Source organism: Bradyrhizobium sp. BWC-3-1 (genome assembly GCF_032917965.1).
In the GTDB taxonomy this organism is placed as follows: Bacteria; Pseudomonadota; Alphaproteobacteria; order Rhizobiales; family Xanthobacteraceae; genus Bradyrhizobium; species Bradyrhizobium canariense_D.
In genome coordinates this window covers 7,021,330-7,033,168 of sequence record NZ_CP136625.1, presented here as the reverse complement: position 1 = coordinate 7,033,168, position 11,839 = coordinate 7,021,330, and the positions used below count along the sequence as shown (strand labels likewise).

General features: G+C 63.6%; 12 protein-coding genes. 5 read left to right on the top strand and 7 right to left on the bottom strand.

All coding sequences use genetic code 11. The annotated features are described in order from the left end of the window. Window positions 1-80 precede the first annotated feature (80 nt). Complete coding sequence (locus RX329_RS33915; RefSeq protein WP_018454947.1) at window positions 81-296, bottom strand: hypothetical protein; 216 nt, start codon at window positions 294-296, stop codon at window positions 81-83. 390 nt (window positions 297-686) lie between these two features. Here RX329_RS33915 and RX329_RS33910 point away from each other — a divergent pair, with 390 nt between their 5' ends. Further along, window positions 687-1,760, top strand: coding sequence for a TauD/TfdA family dioxygenase (locus RX329_RS33910; protein ID WP_317244907.1), 1,074 nt, complete (start codon window positions 687-689; stop codon window positions 1,758-1,760). A 112-nt stretch (window positions 1,761-1,872) separates the two neighbouring features. On the opposite strand, the gene RX329_RS33905 is transcribed toward RX329_RS33910, so the two are convergent. The 6 genes from RX329_RS33905 to RX329_RS33880 all read right to left on the bottom strand — a co-directional run bounded on the left by RX329_RS33905 (window position 1,873) and on the right by RX329_RS33880 (window position 5,588). Beyond that, complete coding sequence (locus RX329_RS33905; protein WP_317244906.1) at window positions 1,873-2,067, bottom strand: DUF2158 domain-containing protein; 195 nt, start codon at window positions 2,065-2,067, stop codon at window positions 1,873-1,875. Window positions 2,068-2,438: 371 nt separating this feature from the next. Next, window positions 2,439-3,191, bottom strand: coding sequence for an HAD family hydrolase (locus tag RX329_RS33900; protein WP_317244905.1), 753 nt, complete (start codon window positions 3,189-3,191; stop codon window positions 2,439-2,441). Next, window positions 3,182-4,081, bottom strand: a complete 900-nt coding sequence (gene hemF, locus RX329_RS33895; RefSeq protein ID WP_317244904.1) for an oxygen-dependent coproporphyrinogen oxidase — start codon at window positions 4,079-4,081, stop codon at window positions 3,182-3,184. The genes RX329_RS33900 and hemF overlap by 10 nt, the downstream gene beginning before the upstream one ends. 4 nt (window positions 4,082-4,085) lie before the next feature. Further along, window positions 4,086-4,451 (bottom strand): 6-carboxytetrahydropterin synthase, encoded by a 366-nt coding sequence (locus RX329_RS33890; protein WP_317246458.1) that lies wholly within the window; start codon window positions 4,449-4,451, stop codon window positions 4,086-4,088. A gap of 17 nt (window positions 4,452-4,468) precedes the next feature. Then, window positions 4,469-5,101 (bottom strand): 7-carboxy-7-deazaguanine synthase, encoded by a 633-nt coding sequence (queE, locus tag RX329_RS33885; protein ID WP_018454941.1) that lies wholly within the window; start codon window positions 5,099-5,101, stop codon window positions 4,469-4,471. A 28-nt stretch (window positions 5,102-5,129) separates the two neighbouring features. Then, window positions 5,130-5,588 (bottom strand): tRNA (cytidine(34)-2'-O)-methyltransferase, encoded by a 459-nt coding sequence (locus tag RX329_RS33880; protein WP_018454940.1) that lies wholly within the window; start codon window positions 5,586-5,588, stop codon window positions 5,130-5,132. A gap of 279 nt (window positions 5,589-5,867) precedes the next feature. On the opposite strand from RX329_RS33880, the gene petA reads away from it, so the two are divergent. The 4 genes from petA (at window position 5,868) to RX329_RS33860 (ending at window position 11,829) form a co-directional block, all read left to right on the top strand. Then, window positions 5,868-6,398, top strand: coding sequence for a ubiquinol-cytochrome c reductase iron-sulfur subunit (gene petA, locus RX329_RS33875; protein WP_026232845.1), 531 nt, complete (start codon window positions 5,868-5,870; stop codon window positions 6,396-6,398). Window positions 6,399-6,460: 62 nt separating this feature from the next. Next, the gene (fbcH, locus tag RX329_RS33870) at window positions 6,461-8,533 is read left to right on the top strand and encodes a cytochrome b/c1 (protein WP_085352639.1); all 2,073 of its coding nucleotides are present in this window, start codon (window positions 6,461-6,463) and stop codon (window positions 8,531-8,533) included. Window positions 8,534-8,677: 144 nt separating this feature from the next. Continuing rightward, the gene (locus RX329_RS33865; RefSeq protein ID WP_008134159.1) at window positions 8,678-9,352 is read left to right on the top strand and encodes a dienelactone hydrolase family protein; all 675 of its coding nucleotides are present in this window, start codon (window positions 8,678-8,680) and stop codon (window positions 9,350-9,352) included. Between the two features lie 314 nt (window positions 9,353-9,666). Next, window positions 9,667-11,829, top strand: coding sequence for an anthranilate synthase component I (locus RX329_RS33860; protein WP_085361326.1), 2,163 nt, complete (start codon window positions 9,667-9,669; stop codon window positions 11,827-11,829). The last annotated feature ends 10 nt before the right edge of the window (window positions 11,830-11,839 follow it).

The following is an 11,839-nucleotide window of genomic DNA, read 5'->3' as shown; positions in this document are numbered from 1 at the left end:
CGAAAATGGCAACTGTCACCGTAGCCCACGGCTCAGGAACGCGACGCCTTTGGCGGATCAGCCTGATGGGGAGCAGTTGTTCAGGGTTGCAGCCGTGAGAGCAGACGTTGCCGATCCTGATCGCGACCTCGCTGCTCCATGCGCATCCGTTCAAGTTCGCCTTCGGCTTTGGTTGTGTCCTCGTTCTGGCGCTTCATTTCGATGATCAGCGCCTCCTGCTCGGCGAGCCGGCGTTCTCCTTCGACGACGTCGCGCTCGATCTGCCTCAGCTCATCGTATATCGCCGTCGTGTACATCGCGATCCTCGCGCGGCCGTGCTGCGAAGCACGCCGCAGAGTAGGTTTCGCTTCGTGCAGGGCCTTTATCGGGCGCGCGGTGCGGCTATGACCACAGCGCGACGCGTATGGCTTTTAACTCAGCCAGCTTCGCGAACGTTCCGGCTGATGCCATTTTTTCCCGGGCTTTGATCGATCGCACGAGAGGCCATGTTGTTAACCGATCCCCTTGGCGGAAGCGGATCGCCAACTGCCCGGAACGGATCTCGTCAAGCGAGCGCACCCGTTGTAGGCGGCGATGCACTCGGCTCAGGGCTGCGCCTCAGCCAAGTTGCAAACAAGCGGTCGGCACAATATCGTCGATCGTCCGCGCCGATGTCTGACGTTCAATCTCCCTCAGGAACCAACACTATGAATGTGGTCTCAGTGCCCGGCGGGATCCATCGCCCTCCAGGGAAGGTCGATATCCCGTCTGCCTGGCGGGGCGCTGAGATGAAAGCCAATCCCGATCGATGGTTGATATCGCTTGCGGCCGGCGAGATCGCGGAACTTGAGGGTGCGGCCGAAACGTATCTTGGCAGAAACAAAAAAATCGCCGAGATCACGAAGGCAAGCTTTCCGCTTCCCCGCTTCGGCGCGCATTTGGAAGAGCTTAAGACAACGCTCCTGGCTGGCCTTGGCTTTGAAGTCATCCGCGGCCTCCCGGTGGCAAACTATAGCCAGGAGTTCGCCGCTACGATCTTTTGCGGAGTGGGCGCCCATCTTGGATCGGCGCGGTCTCAGAATGCAGCGGGCCACATTCTCGGTCACGTCCGTGACACCGGCGCCGATGCTAAGGATCCGAACACCCGAATTTATCAAACCTCGGAACGGCAAACATTCCACACGGATTCGTCCGACGTGGTTGGATTGTTATGCATTCGCGAGGCGATGGAGGGAGGGGATTCTCTCCTTGTCAGTACGACGACAATCTACAACGAGATGTTTGACAGACGTCCCGATCTTGCGGCTCTCTTGTTTGATCCGATCGCGACGGACCGACGGGGCGAGGTGCCGGAGAACGAAAAGCCATATCTTGAAATCCCGGTGCTGAATTGGCATGCGGGGTTCCTGACCGGGTTCTATCAGCGCCAGTATATCGATAGTGCGCAGCGCTTTCCCGATGCGCCGAGACTGACGCCGGCTCACGTCGAGGCGCTCGATCTCTTTGACGCGCTCGCAAATGATCCCGCGCTGCATTTCGGCATGCGGCTTCAGCCGGGCGACATGCAGTTCGTTTACAATCATGCCTTGCTGCATGACCGGACCGGATTCCGCGATTGGCCCGATGCAGGCCAGAAGCGTCATTTATTGCGCCTTTGGCTCAGCATGGAGGGAGACCGGCCGTTGCCCGATTGCTTCAAGCAGCGCTATGGCTCGATCGAGATCGGTAACCGTGGCGGCATCATCACCAAAGGGACCAGTTTGAACGTTCCGTTGGATTGACGTTCGAGCATCCAGCGATGTCCGCTCTCGTGCCGATATGGACAGAGGAGCGGACACCAAGTTGGGCGGAGCCGAGCACCCCGACCTAATGAGGACGCGGCCTCAGCCGCGCTTACTCCTCGTCTTCGTCGTCTTCATCCTCGAGCTCTTCCAGGTGCTCGAGCACCGCAAGCGGGAGCGTCTCGCGAAACAGATCGCCCTCCGCGCCCATCCAGAGACAGATCACGTCCTCGCCCTTCACGTCCGCGACGGTGAGCGGCTGCCCGCCGGATTTCAGCATGACGATATCGCCGGCTTTTAGTTCCATAGATGGTCCTTTCGGGTTGATTGACGGCGAAGCTAGCAAACCGGCATGACATGCCGATCACGGGCTACTCGGTCAGTGGATGTGTTGCGGTAGCGCGCATCCGCCGGCCAGACTGCTGAAACGTCGATCAGAGAGCTTTAGGCCGGAGCGATCCCATCACGAGAGGCAATGGTGCCTGTTCGATGGATGGCACAAGGGCTCTTCCGTCCCGTGCGTCGCGACCATGACACCATGCGCCTGTTTTGCCCGACGGCGCAAATGATTTCGTCAGATCCGCAGTTTGCGCTCGCCGCAAGTCCTTGATTTTGCTGCGGCCGTCTACTGTGCATGGGGTTGTTTTCGACGTTTTTGTTTGCGCACTCCGATTGCAGTCAGTCCGGCACCAGTTCTGTCAGCGAGCGGATGATGCGGTCGGGCTTGACGATCGAGCCTTCGGGCAGGCCGTCGCCATGCACGTCGATCCAGATCGAGTAGATGCCGAGACGCTGCGGCGTCACGACTTCCCATTCCAGATTGTCGCCGATCATCCATGTGTCCTTGGCGGTGACGCCGAGCGCCTCCATCGCGTGCAGATAGGCACGCTCCTCGGGCTTGCCGAAACCGTGCTCGCCCTCGATCTGGATGTGGTGGAAGCGGTGCGCCAGCTCGAAGCGTTCGACCTTGGCGCGCTGGGTGTCCGCGGCGCCGTTGGTCACCAATGCGAGCTTGATGCCGAGCGCCTTGAGCCTGTCGATAGCGTCATGCGCGCCGGGGAAGACGAACATCTCCTCCTCGCGATAGGCGGTGAAGCGGTCGGCCAGGCGAATGGCGAGGTCGTCGGGCAGGGCGCGATGACCGGCGGCCGCGAGCGAGGCGAAACCGCCCTTGACGGTGAGATGCCGGGCCTCGGCGAGCTTCATCCGCCAGGAAGCGTCCGCATTGGCCCAGAAATTCTTCGCGAAGGCCAGGACGGTGCTCGCGACCAGTTGCGGCGGCAGCGGCGCGAGTTCCTCGGCGAACTCCGCTGTGATCGTGTTCCAGGCGATCTCGGGCCGCGCATAGGCCGACAGGATGGTGTCGTCCATGTCGATCAGCATGGCGCGCGGCAGCGGTCTCATTGCGGGCTTCATCGTCGTCATGGCCATTTCACCACCGGGGGCAGCGACGACAGGATCGAATCCACATTGCCGCCGGTCTTGAGACCGAAGATGGTGCCGCGGTCGTAGAGCAGGTTGAACTCGACATAGCGGCCGCGCCGGATCAATTGCTCCTCGCGATCCTCCGCGGTCCAGCTTGTCGCGAAATTGCGCCGCACGATGTCGGGATAGACCTTCAGGAAGGCGCGGCCGACATCCCGGGTGAAGGCGAGGTCAGCGTCCCAGTCGCCGCTGTCGTGCCAGTCGTAGAAGATGCCGCCGATGCCGCGCGCCTCTTTGCGGTGCGGCAGGTGGAAATACTCGTCGCACCACTTCTTGTACTTGTCGTAATCGGCGATGCCGTTCGGCTGCGTGCAGGCCTGTTTCATTGCGGCGTGGAAGGCGATGCTATCGGCATCGTCCTGCGTGCGCCGGCGGTCGAGCACCGGCGTAAGATCGGCGCCGCCGCCGAACCAGGCTTTGGTGGTGACGACGAAGCGCGTGTTCATGTGCACCGCCGGCACGTGCGGATTGCGCAGATGCGCAATCAGCGAGATGCCGGAGGCCCAGAACTTCGGGTCGTCCGCCGCGCCCGGAATTTGCGCGCGAAACTCTGGTGCGAATTCGCCGTGCACGGTGGAGCAATGCACGCCGACCTTCTCGAACAGGCGGCCGGACATCGTCGACATCACGCCGCCGCCGCCGGCCGCGCCGGTATGATCGGTGCGCTGCCAGGGTGTGCGTTTGAAGCGGCCGGCCTCACCGGGATAAAGGCTCTCGGGGGCATCGTCCTCCAGCCGCTCGAAGCTCGCGCAGATGTCGTCGCGCAAGGCTTCGAACCAGGCGCGTGCGCGCGTCTTGCGGTCTTCGATCGAGCTCGGGTCCAATGTGGATGTCATTCCGTCAGCCCTGCGGACCGTAATAGGTGCAGCTCTCGTTGCAACTGTCGCGATGGATGCTGACGCGGGTGAGCTTGCCGATAGGGGCCAGCCGCTCCCAGACGAAGCGCGAGAGGTTTTCCAGCGTCGGTGTGCCCAGCGCCTCGATCTTGTTGAGGTACTTGTGATCCAGCGTCATGCGCACATCCTCGATGGCGCGCTGGACCAGGCTGAGATCGACCACCATGCCGGTTTTGGGATCGGGCGTGCCGCGCAGCGTCACCTCGGCGCGGAAGGAGTGGCCGTGGATCTCTTCGCTGGCCGCGCCGAACGTCGTTCCCGACAATGAGTGCGCCGCCTCGAAGCGAAACGATTTCGTCAATTCCCACATCTGTTCGAAAACCAATCCTATCTGATACCGAGCGACTTATGCGTCTGCACGCTGAGCCGCCATTGCGGATGATTGAGGCAATAGTCGATGGCGCCCGCGGTGTTTTGGGCGACCTCGGGCCCGTCCATCGGCTGCAGTGAGAAGCGCTCGAAGGCGAGATCCGCGAAGGCCTCCGGCATGGCGAGCGGTTGCGGATAGACCAGCTTCAGCTCGTGGCCGCGCCGGATCACCAGATCGCTGCCGCCCTTTGGGCTGACGCAGATCCAGTCGAGCCCCTCGGGCGGGGCGATGGTGCCGTTGGTCTCGACGCCGATCTCGAAGCCGCGGGCATGGAGCGCGTCGACCAGCGCGGTATCGACCTGGAGCAGCGGCTCGCCGCCGGTGAGCACCACATAGCGGTCTTCGGTGGAGGCTGTCCATTGCGCGGCGATGGTGTCTGCGAGTTCCGCGGCCGAGCCATAGCGACCGCCGAGGGTGCCGTTGGTGCCGACGAAATCGGTGTCGCAGAATTTGCAAGTGGCCTCCTGACGGTCGGCCTCGCGCCCGCTCCAGAGGTTGCAGCCGGCAAAACGGCAAAACACGGACGCGCGCCCGGCATGGGCGCCTTCGCCTTGCAAGGTAAGGAAGATTTCCTTGACCGCGTAACTCAACCGTCTCTCCTCAACATACCTCAACATATTAAACTTGCGGGTTCCGGAGCTGCCGCAGCGCTTCGCCTGCGGCCATCGCCGCGGTCATGGCGACATTGAGCGACCTCAGCCCCGGAGCGATCGGGATCACCAGCCGCGCGTCCGCCGCCTCGACCACCGCCTCGGTGACGCCGGCGCTCTCGCGCCCGAATAGCAGGATGTCCGCCGTCTGGTAACGGAAATCGCGGTAGTCGGTCGCCCCCTTGGTGGTGAACAGCAGCAGGCGAGCGCCTTGCGCCGCCCGCCATTGCTCGAACTTTGACCAGGAGTCATGCCTGACGATGCTGACCTGATCGAGGTAGTCCATTCCCGCCCTGCGGAAATGCCGGTCGGAGACCGGGAAGCCCGCCGGTTCGATGATATGGGCGGCCATGCCCAGACAGGCGCAGAGCCTGAGAATCGTGCCGGTGTTCTGGGGGATGTCGGGTTGGAAAAGCGCTATCTGCATGGGCGGTGCCGGGTTCGGTGCGGGCCGGAAATGTCTCAATAAAACATCGCTGGCCGCGGAATTCGTGCATTGCACGCTCCCGCGCCGATAGCGGGCTTGCGCTCGCCCGGCAAGGGTGCCAATAGAACGATTCTGGACTGCTGTTTTCGCCTTGTTTTGGTGGGGGCACGCGAAGTTCTGCCGCCGCGGGGGGGCCGCGGGCGCCGGCAGGCTGTTCCGGGGACCTTGGGGGCTCCCGGAGCGGTTCCGCCGGCTGCATAAGAAGAAAGGGTTGGAATCGTGACGACAGCGTCTTCGGCGGACCATCCGACACGCCGTGATTTCTTATTCGTTGCAACGGGGGCAGCTGCAGCAGTAGGGGGTGCAGCCGCGCTCTGGCCCTTTATCTCCCAAATGAATCCTGATGCGTCGACCATCGCCGCTGGTGCGCCGATCGAGGTCGATCTCAGCCCGGTTGCCGAGGGGCAGGACATCAAGGTGTTCTGGCGCGGCAAGCCGATCTATATCAGCCACCGCACCAAGAAGCAGATCGACGAGGCGCGCGCCGTCAACGTGGCGAGCCTGCCCGATCCGCAGTCCGACGAGGCCCGGGTCAAGTCCGGCCATGAGCAGTGGCTGGTCGTGATCGGCATCTGCACCCATCTCGGCTGCATCCCGATCGCCCATGAAGGCAATTACGACGGCTTCTTCTGCCCCTGCCATGGTTCGCAGTACGATTCGTCCGGCCGCATCCGCCAGGGGCCCGCGCCCGCGAACCTGCCGGTGCCGCCGTACCAGTTCGTTTCCGACACCAAAATCCAGATCGGCTGAGCTTCGGGCCCTCGTCCGAAGCTTCGCGCCGTCTCGTCGTATTATTTCCTCAGGATCGCATCATGAGCGGACCATCCGACTACCAGCCGAGCAATCCGGCCCTGCAATGGATCGAGCGACGTCTGCCGATCCTCGGCCTCATGCACTCCTCCTTCGTGGTCTATCCCACCCCGCGCAACCTGAACTATTGGTGGACCTTCGGCGCCATCCTCTCCTTCATGCTGGGGATCCAGATCCTGACCGGCGTGATCCTGGCGATGCACTACACGCCGCATGCCGACCTCGCCTTCAAGTCGGTCGAGCTGCTCGTCCGTGACGTCAATTACGGCTGGCTGCTGCGCAACATGCATGCCGTCGGCGCCTCGATGTTCTTCGTCGCTGTCTACGTCCACATGCTGCGCGGCCTCTATTACGGCTCCTACAAGGAGCCGCGCGAGGTGCTGTGGATCCTTGGCGTCATCATCTACCTCCTGATGATGGCGACGGGCTTCATGGGCTACGTGCTGCCGTGGGGCCAGATGAGCTTCTGGGGCGCCACCGTCATCACCAATCTGTTCTCCGCCATCCCCTATGTCGGCGAGAGCATCGTGACGCTCTTGTGGGGCGGCTATTCGGTCGGCAACCCGACGCTGAACCGCTTCTTCTCGCTGCACTATCTACTGCCGTTCCTGATCGCGGGCGTCGTCGTGCTCCACGTCTGGGCGCTGCATGTCTCCGGCCAGAACAACCCTGATGGCGTCGAGCCCAAGACGGAAAAGGACACTGTTCCGTTCACGCCGCATGCAACCATCAAGGATATGTTCGGCGTCTCCTGCTTCATGCTGCTCTACGCCTGGTTCATCTTCTACATGCCGAATTATCTCGGCGACGCCGACAATTACATTCCGGCGAACCCGGGCGTGACGCCGCCGCACATCGTGCCGGAATGGTATTACCTGCCTTTTTACGCGATCCTGCGCTCGATCCCGAACAAGCTCGCGGGCGTGATCGGGATGTTCTCGGCGATCATCATCCTGTGCTTCCTGCCCTGGCTCGACGCCGCCAGGACGAAGTCGTCGAAGTACCGTCCGCTGGCCAAGCAGTTCTTCTGGATCTTCGTCGCGGTCTGCATCCTGCTCGGCTATCTCGGCGCGCAGCCGCCGGAAGGCATCTATGTGATCGCCGGCCGGGTCCTGACGTTCTGCTATTTCGCCTACTTCCTGATCGTGCTGCCGCTGCTCTCGCGGATCGAGAAGCCGCGTCCGGTGCCGAACTCGATCTCGGATGCCGTCCTGGCCAAAACCGGGAGCAGGTCGACGCCGATGGTGTCGAGCGCGATCGTGCTTGCGCTGGCGGGCGCGTTGTTTACGGGCTCAGCCGACAGCGCGCGCGCCTCCGAAGGCAGCGACAAGCCGCCGGGCAACAAATGGTCGTTCGCCGGTCCGTTCGGCAAGTACGATCGCGGCGCATTGCAACGCGGCCTGAAGGTCTACAAGGAAGTCTGCGCCAACTGTCACGGCCTGTCCTACGTCGCCTTCCGCAATCTCGCGGAAGCCGGCGGTCCCGGCTATTCGGTCGCGCAGGCTGCAGCCTTCGCCTCCGACTACAAGGTCAAGGATGGTCCGAACGACGCCGGCGACATGTTCGAACGCGCGGGCCGGCCGGCGGATTATTTCCCCTCGCCATTCCCGAACGAGCAGGCGGCGCGTGCGGCGAACGGCGGCGCGGCGCCGCCGGATCTGTCGCTGATCACCAAGGCGCGTTCCTACGGCCGCGGCTTCCCGATGTTCATCGTCGACTTCTTCACCCAGTATCAGGAGCAGGGTCCGGACTACGTCTCGGCGCTGCTCCAGGGCTTTGAGGACAAGGCGCCCGAAGGTGTGACCATCCCGGAGGGCTCCTACTACAACAAGTACTTCCCGGGCCACGCCATCAAGATGCCGAAGCCGCTCAGCGACGGCCAGGTCACCTATGACGACGGCTCGCCGACCACGGTCGCGCAGTATTCCAAGGACGTCACCACGTTCCTGATGTGGACCGCCGAACCGCATATGGAAGCGCGCAAGCGCCTCGGTTTCCAGGTGTTCATCTTCCTGATCATCTTCGCCGGCCTGATGTACTTCACCAAGAAGAAGGTCTGGGCAGACTCGCACTGAGGGGCCCGAGGCGAGAATGAAGAGGCCCCCGCAAGGGGGCTTTTTTGTTGGGCACGAGAGTGTGTTGTCAGGCGCGATTGCCTATCGCCCGCTCAAACGCCAAAATGCCGCCAACCGCTCCCCAAAAACTCGTCGGAGGACACCATGGGAACCGCCATCACCTTCAAGCGCCCGGACGGCAAGGACGCATCGGGCTATCTCGCCAATGCCGCGCGCGGCAACGCGCCGGGCGTGGTGGTGATCCAAGAATGGTGGGGCCTTTCGGACCAGATCAAGGGCCTCTGCGACCGCTTCGCGCTGGCCGGGTTCGATGCGCTGGCGCCAGATCTCTACAAGGGCAAGGTGGTGCCGTATCACGACACCGACGCCGCCGGCAAAGAGATGAACTCGCTCGACTTCATGGACGCCACCACGCAGACGGTGCGCGGCGCCACGCAATATCTGTCGCGCAACGGCGCCAAGGTGGGCCTGACCGGCTTCTGCCTCGGCGGCGCCGTCACCATCATCGGCGCGGTGCATGTGCCGGAGCTCGCCGCCGGCGTGGTGTTCTACGGCATCCCGCCAGAGCAGGCGGCCAAGCCCGCCGACGTCAAGATCCCGCTTCAGGCCCATTTCGCCAACAAGGACGATTGGTGCACGCCGGAGCTGGTCAACGGTTTCGAAAAGGCCATGAAGGCCGCCGGCAAGTCGCTGGAGCTGTTCCGCTATGACGCCGAGCACGCTTTCGTCAACGAGCAGCGCCAGGCCGTGCACGACCGGGAAGCCGCCGAGCTCGCCTGGGGCAGGGCGACGGAGTTTTTCAGGAAGCATCTGGGGTAGGTGTGCTGCGCCAGTCGCGCTACCATTTCAGTGTCGCCCCGGCCTGGTGCGCAATTGCCCGGCCTTCGCCGGGACGACTGTGGTGATCGGCGTTGAGCAGCCAGCCCAGCCAGCCTTGACGTCGTCCCCGCGCCATGGTGAGTATCCGCCCATGAGCACCGCCGTCCGCCCATCCCGTCTTTGGTGGCGCACCTCCTGAGAGGTGGCCGGTGCGATTTATTCTCCCAAAATCGTCTGAGGTCGCCCACGCAGTGCGGCGGCCTGATCGTTTGTCCTGTGTGGCGTTCCCTCGACAAGTTTCGTAAGAGGACCCCATGAACAGGACCGTCTTTGCCCTTCCGGCTCGAAGCGACTACGTGACCCGCGCAGGGCTTGCGATCACGCGCGTGGCGGAACAGTTTTCCGGCGGCGCCAACCGGCTCGACGATCTCGTCAGCCTGCTCGACCGTCGCCGCGGCGTGGTGCTGTCGTCGGGGACGACCGTGCCCGGCCGCTACGAGAGTTTTGACCTCGGCTTCTCCGATCCGCCGCTCAAGCTCGAGACCACCGGCGTCAATTTCAAGCTGGAAGCGCTGAACGCGCGCGGGGAGGTCCTGATCGCCTTCCTTGCGGATGTCTTGCGCGAGCCCTGCGTCGTGATCTCCGAGACGACGCCCACGCGCCTTGCGGGTCATATCGTCCGCGGCGAAGCCCCGATCGACGAAGACCAGCGCACGCGGCGCGCCAGCGTGATGTCGCTGGTGCGCGATCTCGTCGCCGCTTTCTCCGCCAATGACGACGGCGTGCTCGGCCTGTTCGGCGCCTTCGCCTACGACCTCGTGTTCCAGATCGAGGACCTCGTGCAGAAGCGCGCGCGCGAGAGCGACCAGCGCGACATCGTGCTCTACGTCCCCGATCGCCTGCTCGCCTATGACCGCGCCACCGGCCGCGGCGTCGTGCTCACATACGATTTCGCGTGGAAGGGCAAGTCCACCGCGGGCCTGCCGCACGAGACCGCCGAGAGCCCCTACCTCAAGACACCGCGCCAGGGTTTTGCCGATCACGCCCCCGGCGAATATCAGGCCACTGTCGAGACCGCGCGCGCTGCCTTTGCGCGTGGCGATCTGTTCGAGGCGGTGCCGGGGCAGCTCTTCGCCGAGCCCTGCGACCGCTCGCCGGCGGAAGTGTTCCAGCGGCTCTGTGTCATCAATCCGTCGCCCTACGGCGCGCTGATGAATCTCGGCGAGGGCGAATTTCTCGTCTCGGCCTCTCCGGAAATGTTCGTGCGCTCGGACGGACGCCGGGTCGAGACCTGCCCGATCTCGGGGACGATCGCGCGCGGTACCGATGCGATCGGCGATGCCGAGCAGATCCGCCAGCTCCTGAACTCCGAGAAGGACGAGTTCGAGCTCAACATGTGCACCGACGTCGACCGCAACGACAAGGCGCGCGTCTGCGTTCCCGGCACCATCAAGGTGCTGGCGCGCCGGCAGATCGAGACCTATTCAAAACTGTTCCACACCGTCGACCATGTCGAAGGCATGCTGCGTCCCGGCTTCGATGCGCTCGACGCCTTTCTCACCCACGCCTGGGCCGTCACCGTCACTGGCGCACCAAAACTCTGGGCGATGCAGTTCGTCGAGGATCACGAGCGCTCGCCCCGCCGCTGGTATGCCGGCGCGATCGGGGCGGTGAATTTCGACGGCAGCATCAACACCGGCCTCACCATCCGGACCATCCGGATGAAGGAGGGCCTCGCGGAAGTGCGTGTCGGCGCCACCTGTCTGTTCGACTCCGATCCCGCCGCCGAGGACCGCGAATGCCAGGTCAAGGCCGCGGCCCTGTTCCAGGCGCTGCGCGGCGATCCGCCGAAGCCGCTGTCGGCCTTTGCGCCCGACGCCACCGGAAGCGGCAAGCGGGTACTGCTGATCGACCATGACGACAGCTTCGTCCATATGCTGGCCGATTACTTCCGCCAGGTCGGCGCCGACGTCACCGTGGTCCGCCATGTGCATGCGCTCGACATGCTCAAGCAGAAGCGGTGGGATTTGCTGGTGCTGTCGCCAGGGCCGGGCAGGCCCGAGGATTTTGGGATCAAGAAGACCATCGACGCGGCGCTGGAGGACAAGCTGCCGGTGTTCGGCGTCTGCCTCGGCGTCCAGGCGATCGGCGAGTATTTCGGCGGCGAGCTCGGGCAGCTCACGCATCCCGCCCATGGCCGGCCCTCGCGGGTTCAGGTACGTGGCGGGCGGCTGATGCGCAATCTGCCGAACGAGATCGTCATCGGCCGCTATCACTCGCTGTATGTCGAGCGCGACAGCATGCCGGAGGTGCTATCCGTCACCGCCAGCACCGAGGACGGCGTCGCCATGGCGCTCGAGCACAAGACCCTGCCGGTCGCCGGCGTGCAATTCCATCCGGAATCGCTGATGTCGCTGAGCGGCGAGGTGGGCTTACGAATTGTCGAGAACGCGTTCCGCCTGGATGCGTCGCGCTGATTGAGAGGCA

What these genes read in the sequence shown, in the direction of transcription:
- RX329_RS33915 (WP_018454947.1), bottom strand. Translation starts at nt 296, where the DNA reads ATGTACACGACGGCGATATACGATGAGCTGAGGCAGATCGAGCGCGAC.
- RX329_RS33910 (WP_317244907.1), top strand. Translation starts at nt 687, where the DNA reads ATGAATGTGGTCTCAGTGCCCGGCGGGATCCATCGCCCTCCAGGGAAG.
- RX329_RS33905 (WP_317244906.1), bottom strand. Translation starts at nt 2,067, where the DNA reads ATGGAACTAAAAGCCGGCGATATCGTCATGCTGAAATCCGGCGGGCAG.
- RX329_RS33900 (WP_317244905.1), bottom strand. Translation starts at nt 3,191, where the DNA reads ATGGCCATGACGACGATGAAGCCCGCAATGAGACCGCTGCCGCGCGCC.
- hemF (WP_317244904.1), bottom strand. Translation starts at nt 4,081, where the DNA reads ATGACATCCACATTGGACCCGAGCTCGATCGAAGACCGCAAGACGCGC.
- RX329_RS33890 (WP_317246458.1), bottom strand. Translation starts at nt 4,451, where the DNA reads ATGTGGGAATTGACGAAATCGTTTCGCTTCGAGGCGGCGCACTCATTG.
- RX329_RS33880 (WP_018454940.1), bottom strand. Translation starts at nt 5,588, where the DNA reads ATGCAGATAGCGCTTTTCCAACCCGACATCCCCCAGAACACCGGCACG.
- fbcH (WP_085352639.1), top strand. Translation starts at nt 6,461, where the DNA reads ATGAGCGGACCATCCGACTACCAGCCGAGCAATCCGGCCCTGCAATGG.
- RX329_RS33865 (WP_008134159.1), top strand. Translation starts at nt 8,678, where the DNA reads ATGGGAACCGCCATCACCTTCAAGCGCCCGGACGGCAAGGACGCATCG.
- RX329_RS33860 (WP_085361326.1), top strand. Translation starts at nt 9,667, where the DNA reads ATGAACAGGACCGTCTTTGCCCTTCCGGCTCGAAGCGACTACGTGACC.